Annotated in this window: 17 protein-coding genes; 5 read left to right on the forward strand and 12 right to left on the reverse strand. The window is 71.4% G+C overall.

Annotated features, from left to right (window positions below):
• Positions 1–12 precede the first annotated feature (12 nt).
• Complete coding sequence (locus DFJ67_RS37985) at positions 13–930, reverse strand: AEC family transporter (RefSeq protein ID WP_116077131.1); 918 nt, start codon at positions 928–930, stop codon at positions 13–15.
• Between the two features lie 36 nt (positions 931–966).
• Between DFJ67_RS37985 and DFJ67_RS37990 the strand changes: the two genes are divergently transcribed.
• From DFJ67_RS37990 to DFJ67_RS38000, 3 genes are all read left to right on the forward strand, one after another.
• Positions 967–1,644 carry a nucleoside/nucleotide kinase family protein gene (locus tag DFJ67_RS37990; protein ID WP_116073943.1) on the forward strand — a complete coding sequence of 226 codons (678 nt, stop codon included), beginning with the start codon at positions 967–969 and terminating at the stop codon, positions 1,642–1,644.
• 67 nt (positions 1,645–1,711) lie between these two features.
• A complete protein-coding gene (locus DFJ67_RS37995) occupies positions 1,712–2,089 on the forward strand; it encodes a TraR/DksA family transcriptional regulator (protein ID WP_116073945.1) in 378 nt (125 codons plus the stop codon).
• Positions 2,090–2,099: 10 nt separating this feature from the next.
• Complete coding sequence (locus DFJ67_RS38000; RefSeq protein WP_116073947.1) at positions 2,100–2,966, forward strand: DUF72 domain-containing protein; 867 nt, start codon at positions 2,100–2,102, stop codon at positions 2,964–2,966.
• Here DFJ67_RS38000 and DFJ67_RS38005 read toward each other — a convergent pair.
• The 4 genes from DFJ67_RS38005 to DFJ67_RS38020 form a co-directional block, all read right to left on the reverse strand.
• A complete protein-coding gene (locus DFJ67_RS38005) occupies positions 2,963–3,379 on the reverse strand; it encodes a winged helix-turn-helix domain-containing protein (RefSeq protein ID WP_203784056.1) in 417 nt (138 codons plus the stop codon). The two genes, DFJ67_RS38000 and DFJ67_RS38005, sit on opposite strands and share 4 nt — an antisense overlap.
• Positions 3,376–3,819, reverse strand: a complete 444-nt coding sequence (locus DFJ67_RS38010; protein ID WP_116077134.1) for a rhodanese-like domain-containing protein — start codon at positions 3,817–3,819, stop codon at positions 3,376–3,378. Before DFJ67_RS38010 ends, DFJ67_RS38005 begins: the two co-directional genes overlap by 4 nt.
• A complete protein-coding gene (locus DFJ67_RS38015) occupies positions 3,816–4,268 on the reverse strand; it encodes a cysteine dioxygenase (protein WP_116073949.1) in 453 nt (150 codons plus the stop codon). The genes DFJ67_RS38010 and DFJ67_RS38015 overlap by 4 nt, the downstream gene beginning before the upstream one ends.
• 67 nt (positions 4,269–4,335) lie before the next feature.
• A complete protein-coding gene (locus DFJ67_RS38020; RefSeq protein WP_116077136.1) occupies positions 4,336–4,548 on the reverse strand; it encodes a winged helix-turn-helix domain-containing protein in 213 nt (70 codons plus the stop codon).
• 559 nt (positions 4,549–5,107) lie between these two features.
• Here DFJ67_RS38020 and DFJ67_RS38025 point away from each other — a divergent pair.
• Positions 5,108–6,211: a M23 family metallopeptidase gene (locus DFJ67_RS38025; protein ID WP_116073951.1), complete on the forward strand. Its 1,104-nt coding sequence runs from the start codon at positions 5,108–5,110 to the stop codon at positions 6,209–6,211.
• 72 nt (positions 6,212–6,283) lie between these two features.
• Positions 6,284–7,459, forward strand: a complete 1,176-nt coding sequence (locus DFJ67_RS38030; RefSeq protein ID WP_116073953.1) for an MFS transporter — start codon at positions 6,284–6,286, stop codon at positions 7,457–7,459.
• Positions 7,460–7,861: 402 nt separating this feature from the next.
• Here the strand turns inward: DFJ67_RS38030 and DFJ67_RS38040 are convergent, their stop codons facing one another.
• The 7 genes from DFJ67_RS38040 to DFJ67_RS38070 all read right to left on the reverse strand — a co-directional run bounded on the left by DFJ67_RS38040 (position 7,862) and on the right by DFJ67_RS38070 (position 15,594).
• The gene (locus tag DFJ67_RS38040; RefSeq protein WP_116073957.1) at positions 7,862–9,349 is read right to left on the reverse strand and encodes a serine/threonine-protein kinase; all 1,488 of its coding nucleotides are present in this window, start codon (positions 9,347–9,349) and stop codon (positions 7,862–7,864) included.
• An 88-nt stretch (positions 9,350–9,437) separates the two neighbouring features.
• Entirely contained in the window at positions 9,438–10,568 is a 1,131-nt protein-coding gene (locus tag DFJ67_RS38045) for an ABC transporter substrate-binding protein (RefSeq protein WP_116073959.1), read from the reverse strand.
• A gap of 18 nt (positions 10,569–10,586) precedes the next feature.
• Positions 10,587–11,411: an ABC transporter permease gene (locus DFJ67_RS38050; RefSeq protein WP_116073961.1), complete on the reverse strand. Its 825-nt coding sequence runs from the start codon at positions 11,409–11,411 to the stop codon at positions 10,587–10,589.
• A 34-nt stretch (positions 11,412–11,445) separates the two neighbouring features.
• Positions 11,446–12,231, reverse strand: a complete 786-nt coding sequence (locus DFJ67_RS38055) for an ABC transporter ATP-binding protein (RefSeq protein ID WP_116073963.1) — start codon at positions 12,229–12,231, stop codon at positions 11,446–11,448.
• Positions 12,228–13,094: an ABC transporter permease gene (locus DFJ67_RS38060; protein WP_116073965.1), complete on the reverse strand. Its 867-nt coding sequence runs from the start codon at positions 13,092–13,094 to the stop codon at positions 12,228–12,230. Before DFJ67_RS38060 ends, DFJ67_RS38055 begins: the two co-directional genes overlap by 4 nt.
• The gene (locus DFJ67_RS38065; RefSeq protein ID WP_116073967.1) at positions 13,091–14,098 is read right to left on the reverse strand and encodes a TIGR03842 family LLM class F420-dependent oxidoreductase; all 1,008 of its coding nucleotides are present in this window, start codon (positions 14,096–14,098) and stop codon (positions 13,091–13,093) included. The genes DFJ67_RS38060 and DFJ67_RS38065 overlap by 4 nt, the downstream gene beginning before the upstream one ends.
• A 14-nt stretch (positions 14,099–14,112) precedes the next feature.
• On the reverse strand, positions 14,113–15,594 hold the full coding sequence (locus tag DFJ67_RS38070) for a CoA-acylating methylmalonate-semialdehyde dehydrogenase (protein ID WP_116073969.1): 1,482 nt from the start codon (positions 15,592–15,594) through the stop codon (positions 14,113–14,115).
• Between the last annotated feature and the right edge of the window lie 5 nt (positions 15,595–15,599).

Raw genomic sequence — 15,599 nt, forward strand, 5'->3', positions numbered from 1 at the left:
CGTAACAAAACCTCACGTCAGGAGCGCGGCGATTATCACCAGCGCGGGGACGGCCGCGAGGGTGGACAGCACGATCGCGTCGCGGGCCAGGGCGGTGGCGCGGTCGTAGCGGGTCGCGTACACGAAGAGGTTCTGCGCACTCGGCAAAGCGGAGAGCACCACGGCGGCGAGCAGCGCGTGGCCGTCGAGGCGGAAGGCGAAGTGGCCGATCGCCCAGGCGACGGCGGGTTGCACGGCGACCTTGAGCGCGACGGCGAGGTAGCGCTGCCCCGCCTCGGGACCGGCGGCCAGCGGGCGGCTGCCGCGCAGCGCGAGCCCGAGGGCGATCAGCGCCAATGGCACGGCGGCGCCGCCGACCAACTCGAACGGGCGGAGCACCTCGGCCGGCGGGTGCCAGCCCACGGCGGCCACCACCAGACCGCAGAGGCAGGCGACGCTGATCGGGTTGCGCAACGGTGCCGACAACAGCCGCAACGCCTTCGGCCGATTTCCGGCCGCGGTCACGTCGAGCACGGCCAGGCCGGTCGGGGTCGCGATCAGAAGCTGGAAGAGCAGCACGGGTACGACCAGCGAGGCGTCACCGAGGACGTAGGCGGCGATCGGCAGGCCGAGGTTGCCGGCGTTGACGTAGGAGGCGCAGAGCGCGCCGATGGTCACCTCGGAGGCGGGGTGACGTCTGATGGTGAGCGCCACGTAGAGGGCGGCGACCACGACCGTGCTGAGCACGAACACCGCGAGCGCCGGCGTGAACACCTTGTCGAGGCTCGAGGTGGCCAGGGTGGAGAACAGCAGCGCCGGTGCGGCAAGGTAGAAGACCAGGCGGGCGAGCAGCGCGGTGGCGTCCTGGCCCAGGACGCCGAACCGGCCCGCCAGGTAGCCGGCCAGGGTCACCAGCCAGATCCCGGCGAACCCGGTGAGGACCGCCCGCATGCCGGCCATCCTGCCGTGTCGAGAGATCATGGGCGGGTGCGTGTGCGGCCGATCACTCCGGAACTGTTCGTCGACGATCTCGCCGACCGGATCGCGGCGGCGCCGTCGGACGGCCGGCTGCGGGTGGCGCTCGACGGTCCGCCGCCGGCCGGCGCGACGCCGCTGAGCCGGGATCCGGTGGCCGACAGTCCGCTGGCCGGACCCGATCCGCTCGCCGCCGCGCTGGTCGAGGCGCTGCGGTTGCGCGGGCGGCCGGCGCACGCCGTACCCGCGAATGGTTTTCTGCGGTCTGCCTCTCTTCGGTTCGAGCAGGGCAGGACCAATCCGGACGCGTTCTACACCGACTGGCTCGACGAGTCGGGGCTGCGCCGGGAGGTGCTCGATCCGGCCGGGCCGGACGGCAGCGGCGAGATCCTGCCGTCGCTGTGGGACCCGGCCACCGACCGGGCCAGCCGCGCCGGCTACCTCCCCCTCGAACCGGCGGCGGTCGTGCTGGTCACCGGCGGTTTCCTGCTCGGCGGCGGGCTGCCCTTCGACGTCACCGTCCACCTGGTGGTGTCGCCCGCCGCGCTGGCCCGCCGCACGCCGCCGGACTGGGCCTGGACGCTGCCCGCGTGGGACCGCTACGTCGGCGAGGTCGACCCGGCCGGCTGGGCCGACGTGGTGGTGCGCACTGATGACCCACGTCACCCGGCATTGGTGAAACGGGAGTGAAGGGTTTGACTTAGGTGGTCGCGGGGTAACAGCCCGCATCCGCGACACAACCCGGAAGGCGGCCGCCATGCCAGTCGACGAAGCGACCCGGACCGAGCAGATCCGGCTCACCCTGTTGGCCCGCTACGACGAGCTGACCGCGGAATACGAGGCCGAGCACGAGCGCGGCCAGGTGCTGCGGCTGGTCGAGGTCAGCGACTCGGCCGGCGACGACCAGGCCGACAGCGGCTCGAAGACCGCCGAACGCGACACCGCCGGCTCGGTGCTGCGCACGATCCTCGACCGGCGCGACCAATACGAGCACGCGCTCAACCGGCTCGCGGCCGGCGGCTACGGGTCCTGCGAGGGCTGCGCGGCCCCGATCCCGGTCGAGCGGCTGGAAATCTTCCCCGCGGCGACGACCTGCGTGGCCTGCAAGCAGACGCGGGAGCGGCGGGCCGCTTAGGGTTTTGGTTGTGGGCGACATCAAGGTCGGCACCGCGTCGTGGACCGACAAGACGCTGCTCGCGTCGGGCTGGTATCCGCCCGACGCGGACACGCCCGAGAAGCGGCTGGCCTACTACGCCGGCCGGTTCCCGCTGGTCGAGGTCGACGCGACCTACTACGCGCCGCCGTCGGAGCAGACCGCCACGCTGTGGGCCGCCCGCACGCCGCCCGGGTTCACCTTCAACGTCAAGGCCTACAGCCTGCTGACCGGGCACCCGACGAAGGTCAGCTCGATCTTCAAGGACCTGCGGCCTGACACCGACAAAACGAACATCTACCCCAAAGACCTGCCGACGCAGGCGTACGAGGAGATCTGGACTCGTTTCCTGACCGCCCTCGACCCGCTCGTCGCGGCGGGCAAGCTCGGGGCGTTGCTGTTCCAGTTCCCGCCGTGGTTCGGCATCCGCCGGTCAAACAAGAACTTCCTCGTCGAGGTGCGCGACCGGGTCAAGCCGCTGCGGCCCGTGTTCGAGTTCCGCAACGCGTCGTGGTTCGAGGGCGACAACCATGCCGAGACGCTCGAGTTCCTGCGGCACCACCGGTTGCCCTACGTCGCGGTCGACATGCCACAGGGGCACCGCTCCTCGATCCCGCCGATCCTGGAGGCGACCGCGGAGCTGGCGGTGATGCGCTTCCACGGGCACAGTCTCAAGTGGACCAGCAAGAACATCTACGAGAAGTTCGGGTACGAGTATTCGGAGCGCGAGCTGAAGGCGTGGGCGCCGAAGCTGCGCAAGCTGGCCTCGACGGCCGACGAGACGCACGTGCTCATGAACAACTGCTACTCGGACTATGCGCAGCGCAACGCGCAGGGGTTGCTCGACCTGTTCGACTAGTCGTCGGCGCTGAGGGTGACGCCGGCGTCGTCGGCCAGGCGGTAGCCGACGCCGTAGATGGTGCGCACCACCGGCACGTCCAGCTTGGCCCGCAACCGTCTGATGTGGACGTCGACGGTGCGCGGCCCGGCGATGTCGTAGCCCCAGACGTTGCGCAGCAGTTGGTCGCGGGTGAAGACCCGGCGCGGGTGGCGCGCGAAGAACACCAGGAGGTCGAACTCGAGCCGGGTCAGCGGCACCTCGCGGCCGTGCCGCACGACCTGGCGGGCGGCGACGTCGATGTCGACCTGCGTCTCGGCCTGTGTCCCGGCCCTCGTCTCGGCCCTCGTCTCGGCCCTCGTCTCGGCCCTCGTCTCGGCCTGGATGCGTTCGGGCGCGAAGGCGAACAGCGAGGTGTGTGCGGTGACGGTCACCGGTCCTCCCGGGGGGCGGGATGTGCGCCGACGAGTTGCGGTGCCTGGGTCACGCCTGGCTGGAGCACCGGCAGGCCGGCCGCGAGCCAGGCGATGAAGCCGCCGGCCAGGTCGGTGGCCCGGTGCAGGCCGAGGTCCTGAAGCGAGGCGGCGGCCAGCGACGAGGCGTAGCCCTGCTGGCAGAACAGGATGTAGTGGGTGTCGTAGGAGTCGGCGAACGGCAGCCGGGCGTCGCTGCGCGGGTCGAGCCGCCACTCCAGCACGTTGCGGTCGATGATCACAGCACCGGGGATCGTGCCGGTGGCCTCGCGCTGGCCGATCGGCCGCGTGTCGATCAGCACCGCGCCGCCCTCACGCTCGGCGATGTGGGCGGGCTCAGGGTCGAGCCGCACCAGCCGCTTCCGCGCCGCTTCCAGAACCTCGTCGATCGAACGGCTCACCACGCCACCCCCGCACGCGCCACTTCGGCGACCCGGAGGACGCCGTCGGTCAGGTCATACCGGGTCATGCTACGCAATTCCGGCGCGTAGCAGTGCACGCTGATAGCCGGGTCGGGGCCGAGGTTGCTGACCCGGTGCACGTAGCGCGGGCCGAACCGGCGCCCGGCGCCGGCCGGCAGCGGGCGGGCCTTCAACGCGCCGCCCCGGCTGACCGTCTCCTCGGTCAGGGTGCCGGAGACGACGGTGAAGCCGCCGCTGGCACCGCCGTGGTCGTGCAGGTCGGTGTGCTGGCCGGGCAGCCAGGTGAGCACCCAGACCTCGTGGTCGGGCGTGGCCGCGATCCGGTGGTACCACCGCTCGACGGGGTCGAATCGGGGCGCGACCGGCCAGCCGGCCGGGTCGCCCGCGTATTGCCGGGCGACGCTGAGCAGGTCAGATGACAGGAACATGGTCCTGAGATTAGCCTACTAATCCTACTGACTTAGTAGGAGGTCCCGACATGTGGGACGCCGGTGATCAGCGGACGTACCGCCCCTTCCCCGGCACGCCGCGGATGAGCTGACGATCCTCCAGCGTCGTGGTGACGCGGTGGATCGTGGAGATGCTCACGGCGTATTCGGCGGCTAGTCGGACGGTGGACGGCAGCTTCTCGCCGGGCGCCAGGTCGCCGGATCCGATCCGGCGGACCAGGTCGTCGAGCACGCGGCGGTATTCGGTCGTGGGTTCCACGGTGGAGTCGCTCGCTTTCCAGTTGGCCACCGCGAGTCCACCACACCCACCCTTGTCATGTCATCTTGTTGCAACAAGTTGAGATTGCACATTGACCAGCTGCAACCAGTTGGAATAGGTTGACTCCTGGAACGCGACGGTTCACTTCCGGTTGGCGCCTTTTGTGACCGACCCGCGTCCACGGGCGGGGGCACGCCGGCTGGGCAGCGCGGCGACCCCCGCCCCCTGCCGGCCGGCGACCCCCGCCCCCTGCCGGCCGGCGACCCCCGACGCCGGCCGGCAGGCTGCCAGGATGCCGCGGCACCGGTGATGCGATCCTGCGCCGATGGTGCCTGAGCCAGAGTTCCGCGAGCGGCTGACCAGACCGCTCCCCGAGCCGGAGTTCGACGAACGGCTGAACCCAGTGCCCCCTGAGCCGCAGTTCAACGAACGGCTGAACCCAGTGCCCCCTGAGCCGCAGTTCAACGAACGGCTGAACCCAGTGCCCCCTGAGCCGCAGTTCAACGAACGGCCAGGCCGAGTGCCCCCTGAGCCGCAGTTCAACGAACGGCCAGGCCGAGTGCCCCCTGAGCCGGAGTTCGGCGAGCTGCTGACCAGACTGCTGTTGGGCGGTCCGGCGGCCGACTGCCCGCTGCTCGCGCCGGCCCTCCGCGAGCCGGCCGCAGCCGGCCGGATCGACGCGGTGACCAGGCTCGGTGAGCCGTTGTCCTTAGTGGCGCAGGGCGCCGGCCGCGTCGAGGTCACCGTCGGCGGCACCCGCTACGGCGTGTTCTATTCGCGCAACGCCGACGGCCTCGCCGACCGGGTGGAGATCTACCCCCTGGTCCCGGTGCGCTCCGCTCCCCGGCTCCTGCGCGGTCCGGTCTTCCGCGGCGTGCTGCTCGCCGTGCCGGTCTATCTCGCCGTCGTTATCGCCCTCTCGCCGTCCACTCTCGCCCGCGCGGCCTGGACTGTGGCCGGGCTGGCGTTCCTCCGCGGGCAGTGGACGAACCATCGCTGGGACCTGACCGGCGTGCGGCTGCGGCCATGGTGGGCAGGCTTGTCAGCAGCGGCGCTGGCGGCCGGCTGGCTCGGCACGGGCACGGCCTCCTTCGGCCACCTGGATCTGCTGGTCGCCGCCGTCATCGTGGCCGCCGCCCTGCCGGCCACGCTGGCGGGCCGCGCACCGGACATACCGCCGCTGTCGGTGGCGCATCCGCTCGGCCCTGGCCACGGCGGCTACGTGCTCCAGGGTGGCGCGTCCCGCTGGCTCAACCACCACCACGTGCACCCACAACAGCGTTGGGCGGTGGACCTGCTTCCGGTGTCCGGGACCCTATGGCGCAACTCCGGCCGGGCACCGGTCGTCGCGCCGGTGTCGGGCACGGTCGTCCGGGCCGTCGACGGCTACCCGGACGGTCCGGCGGTGGCGCCGCCCTACGGCAACCATGTGGTCATCGGCGGCGCGACGCGGCTCTTCCTCTGCCATCTCGCCGAGGGGTCGGTCGCGGTCCAGGAAGGCCAGACGGTGTCGGCCGGCGAGGTCGTCGGCCTCGTCGGCAATTCGGGTCGCTCCACCGAGCCCCACCTTCACCTGCACGCGGTGGGCCCGGACGGCGCCGCTGTTCCGCTACTCATCGAGGGCAGCGTCCCTTGGCGGGGCCGCCTGCTGGTCCACCGGTAGTAATCGGGGGGCGCCCATTCGTCGTGTCTGTGTGCGGTGCCCGCCGGGGGTGCCGCGGCGGGAGGACGAGACATGGCCGCACGGGCGCGCTGGGCGATCACCGCGGTATTCGCCGTCAACGGGTCACTGATCGCCACGATGGCGGCACGGACGCCGTCGCTCAAAGTTGACCTGGGGCTCTCCCCCGGACAGCTCGGCCTGGTCACGGCCGCCTTCGGGGTCGCCGCCGTCGGCGCCATGCAGGGCGCCGGTGCGCTCGCGGGCCGGTTCGGCAGCCGCTGGGTGGTGCGCTCCGCCGTGACCGCATTGCCGATCGCCCTGGTCGGCACCGCTCTGGCCCGCGAACTGCTGAGCCTCCTCGCGGTGCACCTGCTGTTCGGCGCTGTGCACGGGCTGCTCGACGTGACGATGAACGCGCACGCGGTCGCGGTCGAGCGGGCGCTGGGCCGGTCGATCCTCAACGGGTGCCACGCCGCCTGGAGCATCGGCGCGGTCGGTGGGTCGCTGGTCGCCTCCGGTGCCGCGCAGTTCGGGCTCTCCCGCGCCGTGCACTACGGCGTGCTCGCGGTGGTGCTCGTCCCGGTCGCCGCCGCCTGGACAAACCGGCTTCTGCCGGCGGCGACCGACCGCGGCTCGGTCGTGCGCGCCGAGCGGGCGCGCTGGAGCCGGCCGCTGGTCGTGCTCGGCGCCATGGGCGCGACCGTGCTCACCGTCGAGGCGGCCGTGGCCAACTGGAGCGGGATCTTCCTGCACGAGCGGCTGACCGCCCCACTGGGCGTGGCCGCCCTCGGGTACGTCGCGTTCACCGCCTGCCAGACCGCCGGCCGGCTCGTCGGCGATCGTCTGCTCGCGCGGCGGACGGCGCACGAACTGCTCCGGGTCGGCACCCTTACCGCCGCTGGCGGGCTGGTCGTCGTCGTGGCCAGCCCGTGGCCGGCGGTGGCGATCGCGGGCTTCGCCCTCATCGGGATCGGCCTCGCGACTCCCCTGCCCGTGCTCTTCGGCGCCGCCGGGCATCTGGGTGCGGCCACCACCGGCGCGGCTGGCACCGTGGCCCGGTTCAGCACGATGACCTACACCGGGATCCTGCTCGCCCCGCCGGTCATCGGCGCCGTCGCCGGGCTGATCGGCCTGACCTGGACCCTCGCGGCCTTGGCACCGCTGCTGGCCTCCGTCGCGGTGGTGAACCTGCGCGGGTTGACCGAGGCCGCGCCGACCGGGTCTCCGGCGGAGCCGGTCAGGGCCTAGGCGGCGGCGAACCTGGACGGACCGACCACGGCCGCGCCAAACGCGCCGCCGCCACAGCCAGTCAGAGCCAAGGCGGCCAACCTGGACGGACCGACCACGGCCGCGCCAAACGCGTCGCCGCCACAGCCAGTCAGAGCCAAGGCGGCCAACCTGGACGGACCGACCACGGCCGCGCCAAACGCGTCGCCGCCACAGCCAGTCAGGACCAAGGCGGCCAACCTGGACGGACCGACCACGGCCGCGCCAAACGCGTCGCCGCCACAGCCAGTCAGGACCAAGGCGGCCAACCTGGACGGGCTGACCACGGCCGCGCCAAGCGCGTCGCCGCCGCAACCAGTCAGGGCCTAAGCGGCGGCCGCGGGTCGACCACGGCCGCACCAGGTGACTCGGCGGCGGAGAAGGTCAGGACTTGGGGGGCGGTGGTGGCGCCAGCGCCGCGACCGGATCCAGGTCGCGGTTGAGCGCGTCGTAGCCGGACTGGGTCAGCCGGCCCTCCCGGCGGAGGTCGGTGAGCTTGGTGCGCAGGTCCTTGACCTTCTTGGGGAGATCTTTGTCGTCGTCGGCGCCGAGCCGTTTGGCGATGTCGTCGACCCGCTTGTGGAGATCGGTCGCGGTGGCCGCGGTCAGTGCCCCGGCCGCCACCTGCTCCTCGATGGACAATCGCAGCCTGGCGATGGGGTCCGTCGGTCGGGTCCGCGTCGGACGTGCGGACGGCGACGTCGGGACGGCGCTCGGCGACGTGCTGGTGCGCGTCGGCTGAACGGCCGGAGCGCGGGTCGGCCGCGCTGTCGCCGCCGACGGCGGCGGTGGCGCCGACGCCGATCCCGCTGACGGCGACGCGGCGGTGACCACGACGGGCGGGCCTTCCCGGGTCGCGAGGAACGACGTCACGATGATCGCGACCAGAGCGGCCGAACCGCACCCGGCCAAACCCCAGAGCCACCACCGACGGCGGTCCTCGCCCGGAGGCGGCGACGACGACGGCCCCGATAGCGACGGCGACGACGGCCGCGATGACGGCAAAGACAGCGGCGAAGCGAGCGGTAGCGGCACGGCCCCAGCCGCGTCGTCGCGCAACGCCGCCAGCCGGACGGCCACGGCCCCGGCGTCGCCGGGCCGATCGTCCGGAGACTTCGCCAGCAGCTCATCGACCAGCGCCGCCAACGCCGCCGGCACATCGGGCCGCGCCGTGCGCAGATCCGGCGGCGCCGCGGTGACGTGCTGGTGCACCACGGCCAGCGGGCTCTCCCCGACGAACGGCGGCCTGCCGGTCAGCATCGCGTAGATCGTGCAGCCCAACCCGTAGAGATCCGCACGGGCGTCGACCGACCCTCCGTTGATCTGCTCCGGCGCCATGTAGCTGGTGGAGCCCATCGCGACCGCCGTGCCGGTCAATCGGGCCTGGCCGGCCGCCTGCGCGAGGCGGGCGATGCCGAAGTCACAGACCTTGACCACCCCGGCGGGCGTACGAATGAGGTTGGCCGGCTTGATGTCGCGATGGATCACCCCGGCCGCGTGTGCCGCCGCCAGGCCGTGACAGGCCTGCGTCGCGATGTCCAGCGTCTCGCCCACCGGGAGTGGGCCGTCGCCGATCACCGTGGCCAGGCTGCTGCCGTCGACCAGTTCCATCACCAGGAACGAGTCGTCGCCGTCGGTGCCGACGTCGTAGATGGCCACGATGTTGGGGTGGTTGAGCCGCGCGACCGTGCGGGCCTCGCGGTCGAAGCGGGCGACCACGGTCGGGTCCGCCAGCACCTCCCCGGCCACCAGCTTGACCGCGACCGCGCGACCGAGCCGCAGGTCGCGAGCGCGCCAGACGACACCCATCCCGCCCTTGGCCACCACCTCCGCGATCTCGTAGCGGTCAGCCAGCCGACGCCCTGTCACCATCCGCTTCCCATCCGCGAGCTGAACTCATAGTTGCCAATCCGCAACCATAGTTCAGCTCGCGGGGGACAGCATTCCGAGGCGAAAGTTGTCAGGCGCCGCCCTCGGTCAGGGTGACGGTCTTCGGGGCGAACGACGCGCCGTTGACGTCGACCCCCGCCTTCTTGAGGGCGTCGAGGGCCTTCGTCACGTAGTCGTTGGTGTAGGCCAGGCCTTCCGGCGCCTTGGTCAGCACCGTCTGGCCGTCGGCGTTCTTCGTGGTCATCGACAGGTCGACCGTCGCCTTCCAGGCCGCGTCGTCGATCATGCCGGCGCCGGCGGGTGCCGGCCAGACGAGCTTGTTGACCTCGTTGACCTGCCAGAGTTGGTGGCTGGCGCCGAGCTTCGAGCCGCGCTTGACGACCAGGTCGCGGCATTCCTCCGGGTTGTCGCGGCAGTAGGCCCAACCCTTGATCGACGCGGTCAGGAACTTCACCGCCGTGTCCTGGTAGGACGGGTCCGACAGCTTGCCGGTGTTGGCCCAGACCGCGTCCTGGAGCATCGACGTGCCGACCGTCTGCCAGTCGAGCACGTTGAACGCCGACGGCTGGAAGAGCTGCCCGGTGGCCGGGTCCTTGGCCTCGAGCAACTGGGCATACTCGTTGTAGCTCATCGCCTGTGCCGCGTCGATGTCATGGCGCAGCAGGCCCTGCATGTCGAACTGCTGCTGCACCAGCGTGACGTCCTTGCCCGGGTCGAGGCCGGCCTTGGTCATCGCCGCGAACAGCTCGAACTCGTTGCCGAAGCCCCAGTTGCCGACCTTCTTGCCCTTGAGGTCGGCCGGCGACTTGATGTTGGACGAGGCGAACGAGACCTGGTAGGTGCCGGATCGCTGGAAGATCTGGCCGATGTTGGTGATCTGCGCGCCCTGCTCCCGCGACGCCAGCGCCTTGGGCACCCAGGCGATCGCGAAGTCGGCCTGGCCCTGCGCCAGCACGGTCTGCGGGACGATGTCGACGCCGCCTTCGAGGATCTCGACGTCGAGACCCTGCTCCTTGTAGAAACCTTTGTCGGCCGCGGCGATGTAGCCGGCGAACTGACCCTGCACGAACCATTGGAGTTGCAGCTTCACGCTCTTCGTGCCGCCGCTGCCGGTCGGTGTCGACGGCTGGTCGGCGGTGCCGCACGCGGTGAGCACCAGAGTGGACAGGGCTAAGACAGCAATGGCGAATCTCGTACGCATAACCGGTCCTCCAGGGTTTCAGACCCTCCGCCATGGCATCGCGAGCCGTTCCAGGGCGAGGGCCGCCAGATAGAAGACGAGACCGAGCACACACGCACCGACCACAAAGGCCCAGGCACGGGGGTACGCGGTGTTGGCCGCCGCCGAGGTGATCCGGGAGCCGAGGCCGTTCTGCAGACCGCCGAAATACTCCGCGACCACCGCCGCGATCACCGCCAGGGAGGACGCCTGGCGCAGACCGGTGAAGACGAACGGCAGGGCGGCGGGAAGGCGGACCAGCCGGGTCACGGTCCAGCCACGCGCCGCGTAGCTGGCCATCAGGTCCCGGTGGATCGGGTCGACCTCGCGCAGCCCGCGTAACGCGTTGACGAACACGGGAAAGAACACGACGATCGCGACGACCAGGCGACGGGGTACGTTGCTGGTCGACTCGAACATGTTGTTGAGGATGGGTGCCAGGGCGATGATCGGCAGCGCCCCCGCTGCGGCCGCCACCGGGATCGACACCTCGCCGAGAAACCTGAACCGCGCGGCGACCATGGCCGCGAGCAGCCCCGCCAGCGCGCCGACGAGCAGGCCGATCAGCGCGTTCTCCCCGCTGGCCAGGCCGGTGCGCCAGACCACCTCGCGGGTCTGCCAGAACTCCTGGCCGATCGCCGACGGCGCGGGCAGCACGTAGGGCGCGATCCGGCCGAGCTTGACGATCAGCTCCCAGGCGAGCAGCCCAGCCACGCCGACGAGCACCGGCGGCACGACGGCGAGCAGCCCGCCGCCCCGGCGGCGGGTCGACAGGACCGGTGCGGCGGGGTCGGCCGCGACCACCGGGTCGACGGCCTGCGTCATGCGCGTGCCCCGCTCGGCTGACTGAGCCCGCCGCTCATGCCGGCGCCTCGGCCGGGACAGGCCCGCCGCGCAGGGCCCGGCGGACCTTGGTGATGCCGGTGAAGAAGCCGGGCGACTGCCGGGTCGCCTCGCCGCGCTCGCCGAGGTCGACCGGCACGATCTCGGTGATCCGGCCGGGCCGGGCCGACATGACGACGACCCGGTGGGAGAGGTAGACCGCCTCGGGGATCGAGTGGGTGACGAAGACGACGCTGGTGCCCGTGCTGGCGCAGATCCGCAGCAACTCGTCTTGCAACCGCTCGCGGGTCATCTCGTCGAGCGCCCCGAACGGCTCGTCCATCAGCAACAGTGGCGGGTGGACGGCCAGCGCCCGGGCGATCGCGACCCGCTGCTGCATGCCGCCGGAGAGCTGGGCGGGATAGTGGCCGGCGAAGTCGGCCAGGCCGACCAGCTCGAGCATCTCGCGGGCCCGGTCGTGCCGCTCCGACCGCGACGAGCCGCGCAGCTCCAGCGGGAGCTCGACATTGCGCTGCACCGTGCGCCAGTCGAAGAGGCCGGCCTGCTGGAACGCGATGCCGTATTCCTGGTCGATCCGGGCCTGTTTGGCGGGCTTGCCGGCGACGGTGACCGTGCCGGCGGTCGGCTGGATCAGGTCGGCGACCAGCCGCAGCAGCGTCGACTTGCCGCAGCCGGACGGGCCGATCAGCGAGACGAACTCGCCGTTCTCGACTGTCAGGTCGATAGTGGCCAGCGCGGTCACCTCGTCGGTGCGGCCCGCGTTGAAGACTTTGGTGACCCCAGCTAATGCGACTGCCGTCATGCGTCGGCCCTCCGCCGGCGGACCAGGAACTCGCTGAGACCGACGACCGCGGCGACCGCCAGACCGAGCGCGGCCGCACCGATCATCGCCGTGTAGACCTTGGCGGGATCCGTGGTGGCCTCCCGTGAGTATTCGATCACCAATCGACCAACTCCACCACGGGTGCCGGTGGAAATCTCGCCGACCACCGCCCCGACCACGGCCGCGGCGCCGGCGAGCCGCAGGGCCGGGAACAGGTAGGGCGTCGATGCCGGCAGCCGGAGCTTGACCAGCGTCTGCCACCAGCCGGCGGCGTAGCTGCGCATCAGCTCCTCGGCGATCGGCGCCGGTGACTGGAGGCCGCGCAGCATGCCGACGGCGACCGGGAAGAACGCCAGGTAGGCCGCGATCACCGAGACCGACATCCAGGGCTGCCACGGGTAGGAGCCGATGGACAGCGCGCCGCCCCAGCCGGCGATCACCGGGGCGAGGGCGATCAGCGGCACGGTCTGCGACAGGATCACGTAGGGCAGCAGCCCGCGCTCGACGATCCGCAGCCGCTGCATCAGCACCGCGAGCAGCAGCCCGACCAGGCCGCCGGCGACGAAGCCGATCGCGACGCTGCGCAGCGTGACCAGGCAGGCCCGCAGCACGACCAGCCAGATCGGGTCGCCGCCGGCCAACTCGGGGTCGCCGAAGCGGGACAGGATCGTGCCGATGTGCGGCATCGCGGCGTCGTCGGTGCGGGGCAGCACCCTGGCTCCCCACACCTGCACGCCGTCGGCGGGACCGACGGCCTTGTAACCCTCCCAGAGCAGCACACCCACGACCACGGCACCGAGGATGCCGACCGCCAGGCGCAGTCGGCGCTGCCCGGGGCTCATCGCGCCGGTTGCGACAACGCTGGGATGATCTTCTCCCCGTACGCCTGGAGGGTGTTTTCCTTGTCGTCGTGTTGCAGGTAGAGCGCGAACTGGTCGACACCGAGCTCGCGGAGCCGCTCCAGCTTCTCCAGATGCGCTTCGATCGGCCCGAGGAGGCAGAACCGATCGACGATCTCATCGGGTACGAAGTCGGTGTGCGTGTTGCCGGCCCGCCCGTGCTCGGCGTAGTCGTAGCCCTTGCGGGCCCGGATGTAGTCGGTCAGCGCCTGCGGCACCGCGCCTGACTCGCCGTAGCGCTCGACGATGTCGGCCACGTGGTTGCCGACCATGCCGCCGAACCAGCGGGTCTGGTCGCGCTGGTGTGCCAGGTCGTCGCCGACGTAGGCCGGCGCGGCGACGCAGAACTTGACCGACAGCGGGTCACGGCCGGCCTTCTCGGCCGCGGCCCGCACCGACCCGATCATCCAGGCGGCGATGTCGGGGTCGGCGAGTTGCAGGATGTAGCCGTCGCCGACCTCACCGGCCAACGCGAGGGCGCGCGGCCCGTACGCCGCGATCCACATGTCGAGTTGGCCGTCCTTGACCCACGGGAAGTGCACCGGGCGGCCCTTGTAGTCGGCCTCCCGGCCGTGCGCCAGCTCGCGGATCAGCGTGACGCACTCGCGGAGCTCGGCGATCGTCGTCGGCTTGTAGCCGAGCGTCCGCAGCGCCGAGTCACCCCGGCCGATGCCGCAGACCGTGCGGTTGCCGAACATCTCGTTGAGCGTGGCGAACAGCGATGCCGTCACCGTCCAGTCGCGGGTCCCCGGGTTGGTGACCATCGGCCCGACCATCACCCGCGAGGTCTGGGCGAGGATCTGGCTGTAGATGACGAACGGCTCCTCCCAGAGCAGGTGGGAGTCGAAGGTCCACACGTGACTGAAGCCCAGCGTCTCCGCCTGCTTCGCGAGGCGGACGACCTCGCTCGCGGGCGGGTCACACTGGAAGACGACACCGATGTCCATCCAGAGGCTCCTTTCTATCGGACCTTCGGGAAGCCCAGGTCGACCTCGCTGGTGGCCGGGTCGGGCCAGCGCGACGTGACGACCTTGGTGCGGGTGTAGAAACGCAGGCCGTCGGGCCCATACATGTGCACGTCGCCGAAGAGCGACGCCTTCCAGCCGCCGAAGCTGTAGTAGGCCACCGGCACCGGGATCGGCACGTTGACGCCGACCATGCCGCAGTCGACGTCGTATTGGTAGCGGCGGGCGGCGCCGCCGTCGCGGGTGAAGATGGCGGTGCCGTTGCCCCAGGGGTTGTCGTTGACCAGCTTGAGCGCCTCGTCGTAGCTGTCGACCCGGACGACGGAGAGCACCGGCCCGAAGATCTCGTCGGTGTAATACGGCGACGCGGTGTCCACTTTGTCCACGAGCGACGGCGCCAGGAAGAAGCCGGGGCTATCGGAGATATCCGATTTGCGGCCGTCGACGACCACCTCGCCGCCCTGGCCGTCGAGGTAGGAGCGCACCTTGTCGCGGTGTGCCCCGCTGATCAGCGGGCCCATCTCGGCGTCGGGGTCGCTGGCCGCACCCACCCGGATCTTGTTGATCCGGGTCGCGATCTCCTCGACCAACTTGTCGCCGACCGTGCCGACCGCGACCACGACCGAGACCGCCATGCAGCGCTCCCCCGCCGAGCCGAAACCCGCGGAGACCGCGGCGTCGGCGGCCGCCGGCACGTCGGCGTCGGGCAGCACCACCATGTGGTTCTTGGCGCCGCCGAGCGCCTGCACCCGCTTGCCGTTGCGGGTGCCGGTCTCGTAGATCGACTGGGCCACCGGGGTCGAGCCGACGAAGCTGATCGCCTTGACGTCGGGGTCGGCGAGCAGCGCGTCGACCGCCTCCTTGTCGCCCTGCACGACGTTGAACACGCCGTCGGGCAGGCCGGCCCGGCGGAGCAGGTCGGCCAACAGCAGCGAGACCGACGGGTCCTTCTCGCTGGGCTTGAGGATGAACCCGTTGCCGGCGACCAGCGCGTTGCAGAACATCCACATCGGCACCATGGCCGGGAAGTTGAACGGCGTGATGCCGGCGACCACCCCGAGCGGCTGCTGGATCGAGTAGACGTCGACCCCGCCGGCGGCCTGCTCGCTGTAGCCGCCCTTGAGCAGGTGTGGCGCGCCGGCCGCGAACTCCGCGTTTTCCAGGCCGCGGGCGACCTCGCCGGACGCGTCGGCGATCGTCTTGCCGTGCTCCGACGAGAGCAGCGAGGCGATCTCCTTGCGGTGGCCGTCGACCAGGTCGCGGAAGCGGAACATCACCTCGGCCCGGCGGGACAGGCTGGCCGCCCGCCACGCCGGCTGCACGGCGAGCGCGGTCTGCACCGCGGTGCGTACCTCCTCGGTGGTGGCGGCGACCACCTCGGCCTGGATCTCGCCGGTGCCCGGGTCGAAGACGGGCAGCCGGCGGGACCCGGTGCCGGCGACCTCGCGGCCACTGATCCAGTGTGGAATCTGACGCATCGCTT

This window comes from Asanoa ferruginea (assembly GCF_003387075.1).
Classification (GTDB): Bacteria; Actinomycetota; Actinomycetes; order Mycobacteriales; family Micromonosporaceae; genus Asanoa; species Asanoa ferruginea.